15 protein-coding genes are annotated in these 18,798 nt (G+C 41.7%); 12 read left to right on the forward strand and 3 right to left on the reverse strand.

Features of this window, described 5'->3' with window-relative positions:
* Positions 1-527: 527 nt before the first annotated feature.
* A complete protein-coding gene (locus tag Q7A53_RS17735; RefSeq protein WP_411790533.1) occupies positions 528-1,838 on the reverse strand; it encodes a lysine N(6)-hydroxylase/L-ornithine N(5)-oxygenase family protein in 1,311 nt (436 codons plus the stop codon).
* Positions 1,839-2,143: 305 nt separating this feature from the next.
* Here Q7A53_RS17735 and Q7A53_RS17740 point away from each other — a divergent pair, with 305 nt between their 5' ends.
* Positions 2,144-2,647: a GNAT family N-acetyltransferase gene (locus Q7A53_RS17740; protein ID WP_411790534.1), complete on the forward strand. Its 504-nt coding sequence runs from the start codon at positions 2,144-2,146 to the stop codon at positions 2,645-2,647.
* Positions 2,648-2,825: 178 nt separating this feature from the next.
* Here the strand turns inward: Q7A53_RS17740 and Q7A53_RS17745 are convergent, their stop codons facing one another.
* Positions 2,826-3,125, reverse strand: coding sequence for a hypothetical protein (locus tag Q7A53_RS17745; protein ID WP_411790535.1), 300 nt, complete (start codon positions 3,123-3,125; stop codon positions 2,826-2,828).
* A 464-nt stretch (positions 3,126-3,589) separates the two neighbouring features.
* Between Q7A53_RS17745 and Q7A53_RS17750 the strand changes: the two genes are divergently transcribed.
* From Q7A53_RS17750 to Q7A53_RS17800, 11 genes are all read left to right on the forward strand, one after another.
* The gene (locus Q7A53_RS17750; protein WP_411790536.1) at positions 3,590-4,606 is read left to right on the forward strand and encodes a LacI family DNA-binding transcriptional regulator; all 1,017 of its coding nucleotides are present in this window, start codon (positions 3,590-3,592) and stop codon (positions 4,604-4,606) included.
* A gap of 22 nt (positions 4,607-4,628) precedes the next feature.
* Positions 4,629-5,939 (forward strand): ABC transporter substrate-binding protein, encoded by a 1,311-nt coding sequence (locus tag Q7A53_RS17755; RefSeq protein WP_411790537.1) that lies wholly within the window; start codon positions 4,629-4,631, stop codon positions 5,937-5,939.
* An 81-nt stretch (positions 5,940-6,020) separates the two neighbouring features.
* Positions 6,021-7,334: an ABC transporter permease subunit gene (locus tag Q7A53_RS17760; RefSeq protein WP_411790538.1), complete on the forward strand. Its 1,314-nt coding sequence runs from the start codon at positions 6,021-6,023 to the stop codon at positions 7,332-7,334.
* Positions 7,335-7,347: 13 nt separating this feature from the next.
* The gene (locus Q7A53_RS17765; RefSeq protein ID WP_411790539.1) at positions 7,348-8,175 is read left to right on the forward strand and encodes a carbohydrate ABC transporter permease; all 828 of its coding nucleotides are present in this window, start codon (positions 7,348-7,350) and stop codon (positions 8,173-8,175) included.
* Between the two features lie 18 nt (positions 8,176-8,193).
* Positions 8,194-9,894, forward strand: a complete 1,701-nt coding sequence (locus tag Q7A53_RS17770) for a glycoside hydrolase family 13 protein (protein WP_411790540.1) — start codon at positions 8,194-8,196, stop codon at positions 9,892-9,894.
* Between the two features lie 225 nt (positions 9,895-10,119).
* Positions 10,120-11,655 carry a spore germination protein gene (locus tag Q7A53_RS17775; protein ID WP_411790541.1) on the forward strand — a complete coding sequence of 512 codons (1,536 nt, stop codon included), beginning with the start codon at positions 10,120-10,122 and terminating at the stop codon, positions 11,653-11,655.
* A gap of 2 nt (positions 11,656-11,657) precedes the next feature.
* The gene (locus Q7A53_RS17780; RefSeq protein WP_411790542.1) at positions 11,658-12,872 is read left to right on the forward strand and encodes a Ger(x)C family spore germination protein; all 1,215 of its coding nucleotides are present in this window, start codon (positions 11,658-11,660) and stop codon (positions 12,870-12,872) included.
* A gap of 5 nt (positions 12,873-12,877) precedes the next feature.
* Positions 12,878-13,093: a hypothetical protein gene (locus Q7A53_RS17785; RefSeq protein ID WP_411790543.1), complete on the forward strand. Its 216-nt coding sequence runs from the start codon at positions 12,878-12,880 to the stop codon at positions 13,091-13,093.
* A gap of 31 nt (positions 13,094-13,124) precedes the next feature.
* Positions 13,125-14,255: a GerAB/ArcD/ProY family transporter gene (locus tag Q7A53_RS17790; RefSeq protein WP_411790544.1), complete on the forward strand. Its 1,131-nt coding sequence runs from the start codon at positions 13,125-13,127 to the stop codon at positions 14,253-14,255.
* Positions 14,256-14,324: 69 nt separating this feature from the next.
* Positions 14,325-16,352, forward strand: a complete 2,028-nt coding sequence (locus Q7A53_RS17795) for a molybdopterin oxidoreductase family protein (protein ID WP_411790545.1) — start codon at positions 14,325-14,327, stop codon at positions 16,350-16,352.
* Positions 16,353-16,485: 133 nt separating this feature from the next.
* A complete protein-coding gene (locus Q7A53_RS17800; RefSeq protein ID WP_411790546.1) occupies positions 16,486-16,677 on the forward strand; it encodes a PspC domain-containing protein in 192 nt (63 codons plus the stop codon).
* A gap of 145 nt (positions 16,678-16,822) precedes the next feature.
* On the opposite strand, the gene Q7A53_RS17805 is transcribed toward Q7A53_RS17800, so the two are convergent.
* On the reverse strand, positions 16,823-18,775 hold the full coding sequence (locus Q7A53_RS17805; protein ID WP_411790547.1) for a phospholipase D-like domain-containing protein: 1,953 nt from the start codon (positions 18,773-18,775) through the stop codon (positions 16,823-16,825).
* Between the last annotated feature and the right edge of the window lie 23 nt (positions 18,776-18,798).

The following is an 18,798-nucleotide window of genomic DNA, read 5'->3' on the forward strand; positions in this document are numbered from 1 at the left end:
TCCCATAGGAGTCTCCCCATTTCCCCGACCTCTTTACGCTTATGGAGAGAACGAAAATATCAAAAGCATAAGACTAAAATAAGAAACAAAGAAATCTTTTAAATTTCCCACTCATTATTAGGTGGTGACTTGGAATGATTTCGAGAGAATCATGAGGCAAAGTCCGGAGGGGGACGAGAAGACTCCTGCGGGAGACGCATGACAGGTGAGACCCCGGAAGACGAAGTCTGAGGAGGCTCAGCGCATGCCCGCGGAAAGCGAATCGTCCCCCGCAGGACTTTAACCACGCAATAAAGTCTCGAAATCGAGTCTTCTGCAATCCTGCACTCTTCTAGAAGACTTGATTTCGAGGTAATATAATATATTGTATATTCCCAAACTTCCCCCAGGTAACGGGGAATGGGGAGTTCTTCTATAACAATCGGCATATCTAATGAAGTCCCTTGTAAGAACCTGATATTTCAGACTTACTGCCATTGCCATCAAAAAAAGATCCAGCAAGGTTAACCCCTCACTGAATCTTCGCCTTAAACCGTAAATGATTGAAAAATGCTTTTCTTAGGCAGCGGATATACTTCTCTGCCTAAAAGATGATTAATAATGACTTTATTCCGGTGAACTGACAACCCAAGATTAGTAGAACCCACTCCATGCGTATGCGAAATTCCACTATGCACATAAATTTCGTTAGATGCAGGCTGCTTCTTTTTTAACCGGTAATCTTCTTCCACCTTATAACGGCCTTCTTCATCCCATTCGATAAAATCCTCTAGTTGATGAACAAAATCCGGTACATAGGGCTTATACCCGGTAGCAACAATCACTTTGTCACTTTCATGCTTAAATTCTTCTTTTTTCTGCCAATGAAAGCAGGTAAGTTCGTACCCGGATCCGTCGGCTTTAGGCTGGATGTCTTTGACTTCACTTAATACCTGAAGTCCTGCATCAAGTTCCTCCTGACCAACGGAATATTCGTATAACAAATTATAAATATCATTAATGGTGTGATTGCTTATTCCTTTATAATACAAACCTTGAGTAGCAAAAATTTCATCCTTTTTCTCTTGAGGAAGCTGATAAAAATAATTGACGTAATCAGGTGAAAAGTGTTCCAGACTCAATTTCGATTCTTCCATGGAAGCAAATCCAGGCGAGCGCGTAATCCAATCCAGTCTGAAACCACAATCCCGCTGCTCTTTCAGGAGTTCCCTAAAGGTTTCTGCTGCACTCTGACCAGAGCCCACTACTGTGACAGACTTGGCGTTACGACAGCCATCCTGATAGGATAAAAAGTCCGCTGTATGAAATACGTCCTCATCCGGAAGCCCTTTAAAAGATTTTGGCATGACCGGTACACTGCCCGTTCCCATAATCAGGTTCCGTGTCTTAAACACATTGGTTTCATCCGTCTTCAGGTTAAGGACGGCAACATTAAAATACTCCTCGTTATCCTTTATATGTTGGACATCAATGACTCTATGACTAAATTGACAGCTTGGCAGCTGATGAGCAGCCCACTGGCAGTAATCATTGTATTCCCGTCTCGGAATGTCCAGCCGCTGCAGAAAATAGAACTGGTACATACGTTCATTTTTACTAATATAATTGAGGAAGCTGTACTTGTTGGTAGGATCAGCCATTGTTACTAAATCAGCAATGAATGGGACTTGCATTTTCGTCCCTTCGATCAGCATGCCCGGGTGCCAGTCAAACTTGTCATTCTGTTCAAAGAAAAGACTGTCCACTTCGTCAATCTCATCAAGTAAAGCCGCTAGTGAAAGGTTAAACGGCCCAACCCCCACCCCAATGATGTCGTGCATTTTCTCTTGTTGATTCATTTATTTTTCACTACTCCTTTTTCTAAAATGCGGAACATTTCAGAAATCATTCATCTTCCTCTATGTTACCATAATCACATGCAAAGGATAACAGCCGTTTCCCTGAGCAGAGAAAAGCTGATGCGCTCTTCTAATTATTCATAGCATAACCCGACCTGCTTATTTTATTGACAGGTTGGATCCTCCTTCGTCACAGATGTATAGATCTTCTGTTCTACCTTCAAAAATGGTAAAATTATCTTATCTTACGTCAATTCGAAATAATCCAAAAAGAGTTTTCACTAATAAAGGGGCAAATAAGCGAGATGAAGAGTCCAAACAAACTGCGCTTAGAGATTGTAGAAGACCGAGAAAACTATGTGGATCTGCTGTTACTAGCAGATGAAAGTAAAGAAATAGTCCGGGAGTATATGAATTCAGGAGAGCTCTATGCCATTACTTACGGCAATCGTACGATTGGTATTTGCTTGTTTACCTTCCACCCAAATGAAATTGTTGAAATTAAAAATATCGCCCTAATCTCTTCTTTTAGAAATCAAGGGTTTGGAAAAATGGTGATCAAGCAAGCATTCGAATACTTCAAACAACAGAGTAAAAAAGAGATCATTGTAGGAACAGCTAATTCAAGCATTTCCAATATTGTCTTTTATCAGAAGGCTGGTTTTCGATTCAGCCATATTGTTCATGATTATTTCCTAAGGTACCCTCAGCCGATCATTGAAAATGGAATTAGAGCTCTGGATATGATCATGTTTAGAAAAAAACTCACGGACTACAGAGCTAATTTCAGTAATAAACCAACTTCATAATCTTTCTCAGGTGGTTATCGTATGGGCTGCGTAACACCAACCGGTTGAATTAATGAAGGATAATACGGGAGAATTCGGTCATTTGGAGTTAAAAATGAGGAATTGGAAACGATCGATAAAATTTAAAAGGTCCATAACATAAAAGTAACCCTGTCCTTACTGGGCAGGGGTTCTCTTCCTAGTGGTCTACACCGTCATCATAATTCTTTTCCCAATTCTTATAGCCTTTATGCTCTATATCTTCCACTGTTTTTTCCAGTTCCACGAGCATAACTTGTTTTAGCTGTTTCATGTGTCTGTAGAAATTACGTTCTTCTTCACCATCTGGTTTAATACCTGCTGCAGCATTGATAGCAGTCACTCTGCGATGTTCTTCCACCAGCTTATCTACGGCAGCAAAGACATGTTCTGTATACTTTGCTAAATCCTTATGACGTTCTGGGACGCGGTCTTGTAATTCCTTTAGTCTGGCCTGCATTTTAATCTCCCTCATCTCTCTGTGATTATTTTTTCTCTCTCCTCCTATTGTACCACTTCTATTTCAATTTATAAAAAAACGTTTATGTGACAGAAGTGTGTAATTTATTAGTAAATGATTCATCCCCTCTTGAATCTTAAGAGACCTTTTTTCGTCATTATTTTGTAAAATTTCAGAAAAAATAAAAAATAACTTCTTATTGTTTCCACCGCTCTAACTCCCTTCATTTCGCGTTTGTCTGACATTTTGCTTCTTCATCAATTTCCCAAAACAACTGTAAATGGAAGAAATTTTTTGAAAATCTTGTTGTAATTTATTTGTATATACAATATAATTTAGACAAGTTATTGAAAACGGTTTCATTTGAATTACTTTTACTGAACTTCGTATTTATTGACATTTTTTTAAGATTTTTTGAAATCGGTTTCAATAATTTCAATTTTCAGAAGAAAGGAGGTCTGGTAGTGGTCACAATCAACGATGTAGCCGAATTGGCAGGTCTATCAAAGTCAACTGTTTCCCGAGTAATTAATCATTATCCCCATGTTTCGCAAGAGAAGAAACAGAAGGTGTATCAGGCAATGAAGACCCTCGGGTACGTTCCGAATTCCTCAGCACGAAGTCTTAGAAATAAGAAAACACAAATGATTGCTGTGATCGTCCCTCGATTAATGAATCCTTTTTTTGGCCAGCTTATTGAGTCCATGGAAGTCGCCGCCACAGAACAAGGCTATCAGCTGCTTATCTGTCAAACGATGTATTCCAAGGAAACAGAACTTGGACACTTGGAATTGCTGAAAATGAAACAAGTGGATGGAATGATTCTGGCTTCCCTCGAAAATGAATGGGAAACCATTTCTGAATACTTAACTTACGGACCGTTAATTATGTGTAACGAATTTGAAGAAGATGCAAACATACCTATTGTAAAGCTAGACCAAATCCATGGAGGCTACATTGCGACCAAGCATTTGCTGGAAGAAGGCCATCGCCGAATTGCTTATTGCAGCGGCGGCCATAAGAGTATGGTGGCGCAGCACAGAAAGTTAGGATTTAAGAAAGCTCTTAAAGAGTATGGTCTTGAGTTTGAAGAGAGGTACTCCTTTCTGGATGCTTACTCCATTAAAGATGGGATGAGAGTTTTCCACGAATTAAACCAGATGGAAGAACCACCGACTGCCGTATTTACAGGTGGGGATGAAGTTGCTGCCGGACTGATTACCGCTGCCAAGGAAAATGGAGTCCGCATTCCTAAAGACCTTTCTGTGATTGGCTTTGATAATCAAGTGGTGACTAAAATCATGGACCCAAAAATATCTACAATAGAACAGCCGATTCAGCTTATGGCCCAGCAGGCAATTAAAGTTCTAGTAGAAAAAATCGCATCCAAACAAGATCCCCAAAAGGAACGATATGAATTTCCATTAAAGCTCATCGTACGGGAATCTACAGGACGAAGCCCACTAAGAGCTGTGGAATAAAAGTATAACGGGAGGTATTTAAATGAATTTAAAACGCTTACTTATGCCGATTATGTTGATTTTTGTTCTAGTACTAGCTGCGTGCAGCGGAGGAAATGATTCCTCTTCTGACGACAGCTCGAGCGATGAAGGTGATTCCTCTTCCTCTGATAAAGTCGTGAAACTGGTTTATGCCCGAGGGCAAGATTCTACCAAAGCTACTGAGGAAATTGTTAAACAGTTCAATGAATCCCATCCGAATATCCAAGTAGAATTCCGTGAAATGCCGTCTGACACAGGACAGCAGCACGATGCTTACGTCACTGCACTTAATGCACAGGATTCCGAAATCGACGTTATGGATCTGGATGTTGTCTGGCCAGCTGAATTTGCACAAGCTGGTTATGTTGCAGACTTAGACCGCTTTATTCAGCAAGATGGAATTAATATGGATGATTACAACCAAGGTGCCGTTTCTGCAGCTACATTCAACGGTAAACTGTGGGCAATGCCTAAGTTCATCGATGCCGGTATGCTGTTCTATCGTACCGACCTTGTAGATGAAGGCGACGTTCCTCAAACGTGGGACGAACTTGAAAAATCCGCAAAAAATCTTCAAGGCAAAGAGGGAACTAAGTTTGGTTACCTTATGCAAGCGAAGCAATATGAAGGTCTTGTATGTAACGCCGTTGAATTCATTGCTTCCTACGGAGGACAGATTCTGGATGAAAACGGTAAGGTTGTCATCAATAGTGATGATGCGATTCAAGGGATTTCGAAGCTAGTTGAAGTTGCTCAATCTGATTTTGTACCAGATAACGTGAACACCTTTACTGAAACTGAATCACATACTGCCTTCATTGAAGGTCAATCCGCTTATATTCGTAACTGGCCTTACCAATGGAACCTGGCTAATGATGAAGAACAATCTAAAATCGTAGATAAAGTCGGTGTAGCTCCGCTTCCTGCTGGCGATGAAGGTTCTGCGGCTGCTTTAGGCGGCTGGATGACTGCAATCAGCAAATACTCTGAGCATAAGAAAGAAGCTTGGGAATTCTTGAAATTCATGACTGGACCTGAAGGACAAAAAATTTCTGCCATCAAGGGCGGTCTTGCACCAACGATCTCTTCCCTGTTTGATGATAAAGAAGTTCTAGATGCCAACCCGTTCTTTGCTGAAGAAGGATTCCAAAATGCTTTAGAAGGTGCCGTGTCTCGTCCGGTAGCTCCGAACTATCCAGAAGTATCTGAAATTCTTCAAATTAATCTTTCTAAAGCTATCGCAGGTGATTTAACACCTAAAGAAGCGGCAGAAAAGATGGAAACACAATTGAAAAAAGCAATGGACCAATAGTCATTAAAAAAGGATCGGCCTTCAGATCGCACCATTGATTTGGAGGCCCTATCCTTTTAAAAGGATAAGGAGGTAGATTTAATGGCGAAAGGCTTAAGTGATACAAAGAAAAAAGAAAGACGGCTCGGATATTTTCTTGTTGCTCCGTCACTGATCCTCATTCTGGTCATTGCGATTTGGCCGGTTATTCAGTCTTTTTACTTCAGTTTATTTGATTACAAATTATCTGTTCCATCCAAATCCGGGGTTCATTTGAGTTACAATATCGACCTGGAAAAATACTTAAATAATGTTCCTTTTCTTATCACAGGAATTGATAAAGAATTAAGCGATGCCCCACCCGAAGCGGCTTCTCAATTAAAAGAAATTAAAGAAAACATCTCCTCTTATGATAACCAGCTGAAGAAAAACGACAAAGTTAAAAATAATTATGAAAAAGTAAATGATGCGCTTATGAATTATGAGAATCCGAGCAGCGATGTAACCTTTGCTAAAATAGACAAGTCTTTTGGAGAAAATTTCGAGAAAACCTTTACCTCTGTGCAGCAAAACCTGCAAGAACTGCAGGATCAAGACATGCTTGCTAACGGAGACCGGCTGACAGGTTTAGCAAACGGGGCCATGGAGAGTATCGTTCCCCCTAACTTTATTGGACTTAAACACTATAAAAATGATTTAACCAGTAAAAGAATGTGGCACTCCCTTTTGAATACCGGTGTGTTCACGGTCGTCTCTGTTGCTTTTGAATTAGTGCTCGGTATGGCGATCGCTGTATTAATTAACAAAGCCTTCATTGGGCGTGGTCTTGTCCGTGCTTCCATCCTCATTCCGTGGGCCATTCCGACGGCCGTGTCGGCGTTAATGTGGAAGTTCTTATATGACGGGCAGAATGGGATCGTGGCCAAGTACCTGTCTGATCTGCACATCATCGATAGTATGAGTGTCCTCTTAACCACCCAATTCGGGGCGATGTCTGCCGTTATCTTAACAGATGTGTGGAAAACAACGCCTTATATGGCTTTATTATTACTGGCAGGACTGCAAACCATTCCTGATTCCTTATATGAAGCCGCTTCTATTGATGGAGCAAGTAAGTGGAAACAATTTACAAGTATTACACTGCCGCTAATTAAATCAAGTATCCTCGTAGCTCTTTTATTCCGTACGCTGGATGCCTTTCGTGTGTTTGACTTAATTTTTGTATTAACGGGTGGCGGGCCAGCGAACTCAACTGAAACGATTTCCATACTTGCCTACACAGCGATGTTCAAGCAATCCAACTTTGGTGAAGGATCTGCTCTGGCAGTTATTGTATTTATCTGTGTAGCCATCATTTCAACCTTTTACATTAAGTTTCTAGGTTCAGACTTGCTTGGTGACGGAGCAAAAAAATAAGGAGTGAGTATTGATGCAGAAAAAAACAGGCGTAACCTTTTACCTGTTATTAGCAATCTTTGTTTTCGTAATCATGTTTCCATTTCTATGGATTCTATTAAGCTCCGTCAAACCATTATCAATGCTGTTTGGGGATGGAGCCTTTCAATGGTTTACTGCCAATCCTACGGTTAAAAGTTATATCTCCGTATTTGTTAACTATCCATTCTTGCGATATTTATGGAACAGTGCCGTAGTCGCAACCATTACAACCGTATACACAGTATTTGTGGCGGCATTTGCCGCTTATGCAATTGCTCGATTAGATTTCAAGGGGAAATCCGTAATCCTAGGAGTCGTGCTGTCGGTTTCCATGTTCCCGCAGATTGCGACTATCTCGCCTATCTATATCTTTTTGAAAAACCTTGGGCTGACAAACAGCTATTTAGGTTTAATCATTCCTTACACTACCTTTGCACTACCATTATCGATCTGGCTATTAGTGACCTTCTTCCGCAAGATTCCTTTTGATTTAGAAGAATCAGCTAAAATGGACGGCGCTTCGATGATGCAAACTTATTTCCGAATTATTCTCCCTCTGGCCGTTCCAGGATTGTTCACTACCGCGATCCTTGTATTTATTGCCGCATGGAATGAGTTTCTATTTGCCTTAGTCATCAATACCGCCGAAAGCCATAAAACTGTACCTGTTGGAATCGGGATGTTTCAGGGGCAATATACAATTCCCTGGGGAGAAATATCTGCAGCCACCGTTATTGTAACCGTACCGCTCGTTATTATGGTCCTGTTCTTCCAGCGCCGTATCGTTTCCGGTTTAACATCTGGAGCGGTCAAAGAATAAAGAAAGGAGTTCACGTACATGTCACAATCAACCCAATGGTGGAAAGATTCTGTCGTTTATCAAATTTATCCTCGCAGTTTCAATGATAGTAATGGAGACGGGATTGGTGACCTCCAGGGAATTATTCAAAAGCTTGATTACTTAGTAGAGCTTGGCATTGATGTGGTCTGGCTCTCCCCTATTTACAAGTCGCCAAATGATGATAATGGTTATGACATTAGCGATTATCAGAAAATTATGGACGAGTTCGGCGACTTGGAAACCTGGGACCGTCTCATTACGGAAATGCACGATCGCGGCCTTAAACTAGTTATGGATTTAGTTGTTAATCATACATCCGATGAACATGAGTGGTTTGCCGAGTCAAGAAAGTCCAAGGACAACCCATATCGTGACTATTACGTGTGGCGTCCGCCCAATCAAAATGGAGAAGAGCCAAATAACTGGGTATCCTTTTTCAGCGGGTCTGCCTGGCAGTTTGATGAGGCAACAGGTGAATACTATCTTCATTTATTTACGAAAAAACAGCCTGATTTAAACTGGGAAAATCCAGAGGTTCGGCATAAAATCTATAACATGATGAAGTGGTGGCTGGATCGTGGTGTCGATGGCTTCCGAATGGATGTGATTAACCTTATTTCTAAAGTCGAAGGTCTTCCTGATGCCCCTGTGGCGAAACCCGAAGACAAGTACCAATGGGGTAGTGACTTTTTCGCAAACGGCCCGAGATTTATGGAATTTATGAACGAAATGAAAGAAGAAGTTCTCGATAAATATGACATTTTAACCGTTGGGGAAACAGGATTTGTCACTCCTGAAGAAGGAAAACAGTTCACCAATGAAGAAGATGGCGTTCTCTCCATGATTTTTCAATTTCAGCATATGGATATTGATGCGCAACCCGGCGGCCAAATGGGAAAATGGGATATTCGCGACTGGAAGCTGACGGAACTAAAAGAAATTATGTCCAAGTGGCAGGTCGAGCTTTACAATAAAGGCTGGAACTCCTTGTTCTTAGAGAATCACGATCAGCCACGGTCCGTTTCCAGATTTGGGGATGATCAGCATTATCATAAAGAAAGTGCGAAGATGCTTGCAACTTGGTTACATATGATGCAAGGCACCCCTTATATCTACCAGGGACAGGAGTTAGGGATGACCAACGTCCACTTCCCTTCTATTGAAGATTATCGTGATGTGGAAATCCTTAATTTATGGCAGGAACTTGTCGTAGATAAAGGGTATGACCCTGAAGAAGTGCTGCATTCGATACACGAAAAAGGCCGTGACAATGCCAGAACCCCTATGCAGTGGGATGCTACAGAAAATGCTGGTTTTACCGAAGGCACTCCATGGATTAAAGTGAATCCAAATTTCACGGAGATTAACGCTAAAGCGGCTCTTAAGGATCCGGATTCCATTTTCTATTATTATAAAAAGCTGATTCAATTGAGAAAAGATCATAACGTTATTGTTCACGGAGAATATGAGCTTATTTGGGAAGAGGATCAGCAAGTTTATGCTTACAAGCGCACTTATCAGGACAAAACACTGCTTGTGATGGCTAACTTTACACGAGACACGCTGGAAAGAGAGTGGCCAGGTGAATTGGGGAATAATAATAGCAGCCTGCTGATTCACAACTATCAGGAAGAGCCTAAAGTGAAAGATAAAGTGGTCACTCTGCGGCCATTTGAGGCAGCTGTCTATTTAATGTAACCTCCATTTTCACTCGCTTATTGGGAGAAAAATTCAGTTCTTGCTTTAATCCTGCACCCGATAAAGTAATTTAAAAGAATAGCACCAAAAATAAAGGAGCTCCGTAACGGGGCTCCTTTTGTTCTTCCTCAGCCTTCCTAATCAAAATGATTCCCCATTTTTTTCATAAAATACCTGAATACGTGCAACCTAAAACAAAATTAACTAAGAAAAGAGGCAGGTCCTATGAAGCGTCAATCAAACAAAACCACTTCTAAACAAAAAGATATTCAAGCTTCTGTACCTATGCCTCTGTATAACAAAGTCGAAGAGAATTTACTCTACATCCAAACGTCTCTTGGTAAAAGCTCAGACTTGGTTGTCCGTAAATTCACCTTAGGTAAAACGGAATGTGCTGTTCTCTTTATTGACGGGATGGTGAATAAAGATACGATTCAGGACTTTATAATGGAAGCCCTTATGCTTGAACTTCCGGAAAAACGACCGACCATCCGTCATTTATATGAAACGATCAAACAATCCTCCCTTCCTATAGGAGAATTAAGTGAAGTAGACAATTGTGAAGGTCTTTTCAACAGGTTACTGGCAGGAGAAACCCTGCTGATTCTTGATCATGAACAGAAGGCTTTATCAGCGAGTACTAAAGGCTGGAGAGACCGCGGTGTACAGGAGACTACTTCTGAGAGTGTCATCCGCGGACCGCGTGAAGCGTTTACAGAAACATTGCGTACCAACACGGCTTTAATACGAAGGAAGATTCGTTCGCCCCAGCTAAGAGTGGATGCTAAAACAATCGGAACCGTCACGAATACGGATGTTGCTGTCATTTATCTAAATGGAATAGCAGAAGATAAAGTCGTGCAAGAAGTTCATAAACGACTAGACCGGATAGAGATAGACGGCATTCTGGAAGGTGGCTATATTGAAGAATTCATTCAAGATGGCCAGTACTCCCCGTTTCCAACCATTTATTATTCAGAAAAGCCCGATGCCATTGCCGGCGGTTTATTAGAGGGCAGAGTGGCTATTATTACCGATGGAACGCCAGATGTTCTGCTTGTTCCTGCTCTATTTGTGAACTTTCTGCAATCGACAGAGGACTATTACCAACGGGCTGATATTGGTACCTTAATTCGACTGCTCCGTCTTCTATGTTTCAATATTGCTCTATTTATGCCGTCTTTATATATCGCTTTTACAACCTTCCACCAGGAAATGATTCCTGCGCCGCTCTTGATCAGCTTAGCTGCCCAGCAGGAAGGGGTTCCTTTCCCCGCCTTTGTAGAAGCCATTATTATGGAAGTCACGTTTGAAATATTGCGAGAGGCAGGGATTCGGCTGCCAAAGACCGTAGGATCGGCAGTATCTATTGTCGGTGCCTTAGTAATTGGTCAAGCGGCCGTACAAGCAGGGCTTGTTTCCGCCGCAATGGTTATTGTGGTGTCCTTAACGGCCATCAGCAGTTTTGTCTTTCCTGCCTACAACATGGCGATACCTGTTCGAATGCTCAGGTTCGTGTTTATGATCTTGGCGGCAACATTTGGATTATATGGGATTATTTTAGGGCTGATTGCTATGGTGTTGCACCTTTGCAGCCTAAAGTCCTTTGGAATGCCCTATATGTCCCCATTTGCGCCATTTGTTCCTAAAGATCAAAAAGATGTTCTCGTCAGATTTCCTCACTGGGGATTACTTTCACGACCAAGCAGCCTGGTCAAGAAAAATGAAAAGCGGACGAATCCAAAAACGAAGGAGAATTAACCATGTGGAGCAACCCAGCTATTTATAAAAAATTTCAAATTGCTCTGTTATTGCTTTTTTGCACTCTCCTTCTCTCTGGATGCTGGAACAGCCGTGAATTAGATGAGTTAGGTATCGCTGTAGCGATCGGAATTGATAAAAATGATAATGACGAATACGAACTGACGGTTCAGGTTATTAACCCTTCTGAGATCGCAACCGATGCGCCAACGACCCGGCCGCCCGTTTCATCTTATTCCACCACTGGGAAAACGTTGTTCGAAGCTTTTCGGAAAATGACAACAAAATCACCAAGAGAGATGTATCTTTCCCAGCTGAGATTATTAGTTTTTGGCACTAGGATTGCAGATGATGGAATTATGCAGGCACTGGACTTATTGTACCGAGACCATGAATACCGGACTTCTTTTTACGTGACTGTCGCCAAAAATGCAAGTGTACAAAGTCTATTAAGTGTTATTACCCCTTACGAAAAAATACCTGCCAATAAAATTATGAACTCCATCGATAGTGTGGAGAAGAACTGGGGAGTTAGTAAATCGGAATCGATTGACGATGTGATCTCCACCATCCGAAGTACCGGTGAAAGTCCAGTCATGAGCGGAATATTACTGGAAGGCGACCCAAAGGCAGGCACAAACATTTCCAATGTGGAAAATGTTGATGCCCCGACAAAAGTAGAAATCGACGGTCTTGCCGTTTTTAACAAGGATAAACTAGTGGGATGGTTAACTGAAAATGAAAGTAAAGGATACAATTATGCAACAGGAAACGTGAACAGTTCCATCGTCACGCATCCATGTGAGAAAGATGATGGTTCTTTAACTATCGAAGTTCTTCGCAGCCAAGCCGCAACTAAGGTGAAAATGAAAAACGGAAAACCTGTTATCACTATTGAAATTACCACTGAAGGCAATATAGGAGATGTAGATTGTGATATTGATTTAAGCAGCCCGGATACACTGAAAAAAATAAGTAAAGAGGCAGAACAAGATATAAAGCACATGGTTCAAAAGACGATAAGTGTAACACAAAATAAGTATGATAGTGACATTTTCGGTTTTGGCAGCTTAATTCACCGTAAAGAGCCAAAGTATTGGAAAACCGTAGAAAACAATTGGCCGGAACAATACAAAGATTTAGAAGTTCAAATCAAGGTAAAATCAAAAATAAGACGGAAAGGAAAAACTACTCAGCCGATTGACAGGAAAGGATAATGTGTATGTGGTCCACCATTTCAATTATCTTCATTGCCGCAGCAATTTTTTTTAGTGAGATCCCAAAACTTAAAAAAAATAACAAAATAAAAGAAATCTGGTACGTATCCACCCTTTTATTCTTATCCACGGCGGCAGCAGTCTTAGAAAGCCGGGGATACCAATTGATTAACCCTCTGGACTATATTGAGGCTTTTTATTCTATGATTTTGCCTGGATAAGGTAAACGTACAGAAAGGAAGGATAAAGCTTATGATGGACAACCAAACGATTAGCCCGCGGCAGTTTATGTTTATCGTCCTGCTTTTTTCAATTGGAAGCTCCATTCTTATTATCCCTACTCCTGCTGCAGCTATAGCAAAGCAGGATGCTTGGATAGCTGTAACCCTGTCTATTTTGATCGGTTGTCTGTTAGTACTCTTTTATAATAAACTCGGTCAGTTAACGGAAGGAGAAACATTCGTTCAAGCAACTATATCCGTATTTGGAAATTGGTTCGGACGATTGATTTGTTTCTTCTATTTATCGTTTCTCTATATCCTATCAGCTTTAGTACTGCGAAATATCGGTGACTTCATGACGACCCAGATTATCCCTGAAACGCCTCTCCAGTTCACCCATATCCTCTTTCTCCTCGTCGTCATCTGGGGAGCGAAGCTTGGGATAGAGGCGATTGGCAGAAGTTCGGAAATTTTTATGCCATGGATCGTTTTACTGCTCTTATTTATGGTCATTGCAGTAGCTCCTCAAATGAATCTTGAAAATATCCAGCCTTTTTTAGGTGAAGGGGTAAAGCCTATACTTAGTGCTTCAACGATTATGGTCGGCACACCTATATTAGAAATGAGTTCCTTACTTATGATCTACCCTTACATCAAAGATGAAAAAAAAATCCAGCATGCCTGGTTATTAGGCGTGATTTTTGGAGGTGGGGTTATTGCGCTGATTACCCTCCTGAGTATTCTTGTCCTTGGCAGTGATCTGACCTCGTTAAATAACTATCCAAGCTATGAGATCGCTGAAAAAATTAATATCGCAGGATTTTTAGAGGGACTCGAAATTATTGTCGCAATTATATGGATGTTAACCATATTCTTCAAACTGGTATTCCTTTATTACGCTACTTCGGTTGGAATTGCTCAGTTTCTCAAGATGGATGACCACCGGCCTTTACTCACACCGCTCGGCATTGGGATCATTGTCCTCTCCATCATCGCTTATCCGAACGTAGCTTTTTATGAAGATTTCGTCAGTAAAACCTGGCTGCCCTACTCACTTACGAATGGTTTGCTGCTGCCTATCCTAGTTATGGCAGGAATTTTAATTAAGCGTGTATTTAAGAAACCTAAAACAGGAGCATCCCCTTCTGGAAAAAACAGTTAGACTTACGAGAGACCTTTCACACATGATAGGATAGGGGTAACAGTCGGATTCTATGAAGAGGTGGAAAGTATGAATGAATACTTAGAAGAGCGCGACGGAGTATTCCCGTCCGTTTGCTCGCTAGATTGCCCTGACCAGTGCGGTTTGCTCGTTCATAAGGAATCAGGAAAAATAACTAAGGTCGAAGGTGACCCAAGTCATCCGGTTACAAAAGGAAGCATTTGTAATAAGGTCCGTCATATGACCGAACGGATTTATGATGAAAACCGCTTAACTGTACCCATGAAACGAAACGGCCCAAAGGGTGAAGGAGCGTTTACACCGATCTCATGGGAAGAAGCCATCACAACAATTACGGATAAATGGAAACAGTTAATGGAAGCAAGTGGTCCTGAAAGCATCCTCCCTTATGGATTTTATGGAAATATGGGGCGTTTAAATGCGGAAGGAATGGACCGCCGTTTTTTTAATAAACTTGGTGCGAGTTTCTTGGACCGGACTATTTGTTCTTCAGCCGGAGCGGAAGGGTATACATATACGATGGGCGGTGGATTTGGTATCGATCCTGAAGATACAGTCCATTCGAAACTGATTATTCTCTGGGGAGTCAACGCTGTTAGTACAAATATGCACCAAATGATGTTTGCTCAAAAAGCTCGGAAAAACGGAGCAAAAATTATTGTGATTGATGTGCATAACAACCAAACCGGCCGCTTTGCCGATTGGTTTATTCCTGTTAAACCAGGGACAGATACTGCGCTCGCTTTAGGGATCATGCACATCTTATTTAAAGAAAAATTCAGTAATGAGGATTTTTTGCAGAAGTATACGGTCGGGTCAGCTCAGCTAAAAGAACATGTTGAACCCTATGATCCTGCAACAGTAGCGGCCATTACCGGCGTGCCTGTTCAGGACATTTATCAATTAGCACGTGATTACGGAACGGTCTCTCCTGCCTTTATCCGAATCGGAAACGGCATCCAGCACCATGACCACGGCGGCATGTGCGTCCGCACCATTGCCTGCCTCCCCGCGATAACCGGGCAATGGGAGGTGAAGGGCGGCGGAGCTATCAAGTCTAATTTAGGATATCTGTCTATTAATGACCAAGCGCTCCAGGGAGATCACCTGAAATCTAATTCGGCGGCCCGGACGATTAACATGAATGAATTGGGTAAAGCCTTATCCCAGGCAAGCCCGCCTGTTGAATCTTTGTTTATATACAGCAGCAACCCTGCTTTGGTTGCTCCTGACTTAAACAAAGTGCGCAAAGGGTTAATGCGGGAAGATTTATTTACGGTCGTCCACGATTTATTCATGACAGAGAGTGCCGCCTATGCAGATATCCTGCTGCCCGCCGCTTCCTCCTACGAAAACTTAGACCTTTATACATCTTACTGGCATCATTACTTGCAGCTTCAAAAACCGGTCATTGAACCTTTTGGTGAAAGTAAATCTAATGTTGAAGTGTTCAGACTCCTTGCAGAGGGAATGGGGTTTACAGAGGAAGAGTTTAGCGAAGGAGAGGAATCGATGATCCGCTCCGCTCTTTCGAATCAGAACAACCCATTCATCCATCCAGGGATGCTTGACGAGATGAAAGATAACGAATTCGTCAAAGCAGACGCCCGCCTACCTCTAGCTCATTTGTCTACGCCAAGCGGGAAGATCGAACTCTATTCGGAAGCTATGAAGGCAGAGGGACATCCTCCTCTGCCAACCTACACCCCTCCGGTAGAAGAGAACGATTATCCATTTACTTTTATCCCTGGCCCAAATCATTCTTTTTTAAATTCTACTTTTTCAAACCAGAGAAAGCACAGGCAGCTTGAAAAAGAAGCTAAGCTCTTTATGCATTCACAAGATGCGGCACTGAAAGGAATTAAGAATGGAGATTCCGTAATCGTCTGGAATGATCGCGGGAGCTGTGAATTAACAGCGTCCGTAGGTCATGACGTGTTACCGGGTGTGTTAGTCACACAGGGACTCTGGGTCGGAACAGATCATAAAGTAAACGCGCTGACCCCAGATCGAATTGCTGATATGGGCGGAGGAGCAACGTTCTTTTCCGGCAGGGTAAACATTCTCAAAAGCTGAGCACACCAACTTTTTGAGTTCATGAAAATGAATAATGAACCTGAATAGCATCACATAAACTAAATGTATGTTTCCAATTTAAAGTTTTAAGTCCTGATTACTTAAGGAATAGAGAAAGAAGAGGAGGCAAATCATGAAAAAGCTTTATAAATCTACAAGTAATCATCAATTATCCGGAGTCCTTGGAGGGATTGGCGAGTTATATAACATAGACACCAGTTTACTGAGAATTATCTTTGTCTTGTCTATTTTTGTTACGAGCGGGTTCACGCTCCTCGCTTATATTGTGGCCGCAATTGTCATGCCAACAGATCGAGAACTATAAAAAGGATGAAATACCAAAACACCCCCGAACCATTGATGTAAATAAGTTCGGGGGTGTTTTATTAAACCAAAATTGACCTTTATGTTAATATTCTTGCTTTGTATTAACTCTATTGCTTTTTATCCTGGTCACTCTTTTATTGTGCTTACTCTCCTATCACACCGCCAGCTGAGTCATATCGCGCGTAAAACTCCTGCAAAAACTGATTGCTGACTGCAGCATTATGAATAAACAGCATATTTTCATCGTTAATATCATTGCCATTCGTGCTCCAGTTTGTAGAACCGATGATCACCGTAGGATCACTGGAAGGATGCTTGGAATCAATCAGCATCGTCTTACTGTGAAGCTTGCGATCTTCGTTATCTTCATAAACAGGAGCAGGGTTATTCCAGCGTGTGTTTGGATTGTTCGTTGATTCCTGAGAACCCGTCCTCCCCGTCATTTCTATCGAGGCAGACCACCATTGATTGTAAAAACTTTCATCATAGACACCTTTCACATCAAAGCCAGTACGAGTACCCGTTAAATCGTTATAAGAGCCTTCCCACTTGTTCTTTAATTCATCTACCAGCGCTTGATCGCTCCAGGCAAAGATGTCAAAATAACTGCTATAATCAGCTTCGTTCTTTACGTAGCTTGCCATATGACCGACAGCATCGTCCCCAGCAGAGAAATAGACTTCCACAGTCGTGCCGCCGACATTTACAGTATGCAGTGTATTATCGGTTTTTCTTCCATGATAATTCGAATTTGCAGGATCAGGATTCACGCCTGAAGCTCCCCACATTTCATCGAATTCTGTTTTATATATAGACGCTAAGTCTGTGGAATTCATTTCCACTTCATTCTGTGTATTGCCGCCAAGCACATCATTATTCATGTTGGCTTCGGTACCATACAGTCCAGTCACAGTAAAATTCCAGCTCCCGGTAAATACCCAGGAACCGTCCACGACAACAAATTTATTATGCATTTGATTGTCGGGTGAGTAATAACTGTCTGCTTCTTTTTGTTCAGCGTCAGCCAGTTTATATCCAGATTGTGTATCATTTCCTACTCCAACCGTCACATTATCCATCCCTGTGATCGGTGTTGGAAGATTATATTGGTCACGTAACGCGGAGTCTTCGACAGCGAACATAATAGAGTCAGAGAATACATGAACATCATCATTCGTACCAATCATTCCATCTTCTCCTCGCACCATTTGCTCTACATAGAGGCGCATCGTTTGATAGCGTTCAATGTAATGTGGATCGGATGCATCTTTCGCATCAGCAATCACACGAACATCAACTCCTTGAGCTGCTTTAGCAATAAGAGCATTCACGACCTTTGGTAAATTAATTTCATAGGTAGCTACATCAATAGAGGTGGTCGCATTATTAATTCGATTTAGAAGCCGATCTTCTAAATTCACATTATAATTGGCTTTATTTCCTGAAGTAGCGTAACTGTCATAAGCACATTTGTTGAAGTAAACATTTATAGCTCCTGGATCATTGGAAACATGATTTAAATGCTCGGAGCTGTCACATTGGTTGGATGGAGCTGTGGAAGATTTCGGTGTTCCATTTCCTTCTGCATAAGCAGCCGTGGAAGTATACCAATTGGAAGAGGTCGTTCCAGAAACACTTGCGTCCTGTCGTGACATCGTGGACTTCGTGCTATTATCTCCCGCATACCAAGTATCTACTTCGTCAATCACCTGACCGGTGCTGTCGCTAAGGTAAAGGTCCTCTCCAGAATTGGAAAGTGACCCCGTATAGATAAGGTCTGCAGTAACTCCAGAAACCGTACTGTCATCTGTTCGTTCCAGTAAATAGTAACCTTCGGCCGGGATGGTTCCACTTAACTGAATGGCCGGGGATCCATCTGCGGCATTTAATGTCCAGCCATCTAGGGAAATCGTATTACTGGTGGGGTTGTAAAGCTCCAGCCATTCATCATTGTAGCTGTTATTCGTGCCCATCCAAGCAATTTCATTAATTACTATATCCTGTGTACCTGCGGCATAAGAAATGTTTTGAAAAGGAACAAAAACATTCATCATACAAACAATCATCATCATTCCAAGTGCTCGTTTTAACTTCATCCATTTGTCACTCCTTATGTATG

Origin of the sequence: Halobacillus rhizosphaerae (assembly GCF_046719735.1) — a bacterium.
GTDB lineage: Bacteria > Bacillota > Bacilli > Bacillales > Halobacillaceae > Halobacillus_B > Halobacillus_B rhizosphaerae.

Excerpts from the sequence above, each read along its gene's own strand:
- Q7A53_RS17735 (WP_411790533.1), bottom strand. The coding sequence starts at position 1,838 with ATGAATCAACAAGAGAAAATGCACGACATCATTGGGGTGGGGGTTGGG.
- Q7A53_RS17800 (WP_411790546.1), top strand. The coding sequence starts at position 16,486 with ATGAAAAAGCTTTATAAATCTACAAGTAATCATCAATTATCCGGAGTC.
- Q7A53_RS17760 (WP_411790538.1), top strand. The coding sequence starts at position 6,021 with ATGGCGAAAGGCTTAAGTGATACAAAGAAAAAAGAAAGACGGCTCGGA.
- Q7A53_RS17770 (WP_411790540.1), top strand. The coding sequence starts at position 8,194 with ATGTCACAATCAACCCAATGGTGGAAAGATTCTGTCGTTTATCAAATT.
- Q7A53_RS17780 (WP_411790542.1), top strand. The coding sequence starts at position 11,658 with ATGTGGAGCAACCCAGCTATTTATAAAAAATTTCAAATTGCTCTGTTA.
- Q7A53_RS17790 (WP_411790544.1), top strand. The coding sequence starts at position 13,125 with ATGATGGACAACCAAACGATTAGCCCGCGGCAGTTTATGTTTATCGTC.
- Q7A53_RS17805 (WP_411790547.1), bottom strand. The coding sequence starts at position 18,775 with ATGAAGTTAAAACGAGCACTTGGAATGATGATGATTGTTTGTATGATG.
- Q7A53_RS17775 (WP_411790541.1), top strand. The coding sequence starts at position 10,120 with ATGAAGCGTCAATCAAACAAAACCACTTCTAAACAAAAAGATATTCAA.
- Q7A53_RS17785 (WP_411790543.1), top strand. The coding sequence starts at position 12,878 with ATGTGGTCCACCATTTCAATTATCTTCATTGCCGCAGCAATTTTTTTT.
- Q7A53_RS17740 (WP_411790534.1), top strand. The coding sequence starts at position 2,144 with ATGAAGAGTCCAAACAAACTGCGCTTAGAGATTGTAGAAGACCGAGAA.
- Q7A53_RS17755 (WP_411790537.1), top strand. The coding sequence starts at position 4,629 with ATGAATTTAAAACGCTTACTTATGCCGATTATGTTGATTTTTGTTCTA.
- Q7A53_RS17765 (WP_411790539.1), top strand. The coding sequence starts at position 7,348 with ATGCAGAAAAAAACAGGCGTAACCTTTTACCTGTTATTAGCAATCTTT.
- Q7A53_RS17795 (WP_411790545.1), top strand. The coding sequence starts at position 14,325 with ATGAATGAATACTTAGAAGAGCGCGACGGAGTATTCCCGTCCGTTTGC.
- Q7A53_RS17745 (WP_411790535.1), bottom strand. The coding sequence starts at position 3,125 with ATGCAGGCCAGACTAAAGGAATTACAAGACCGCGTCCCAGAACGTCAT.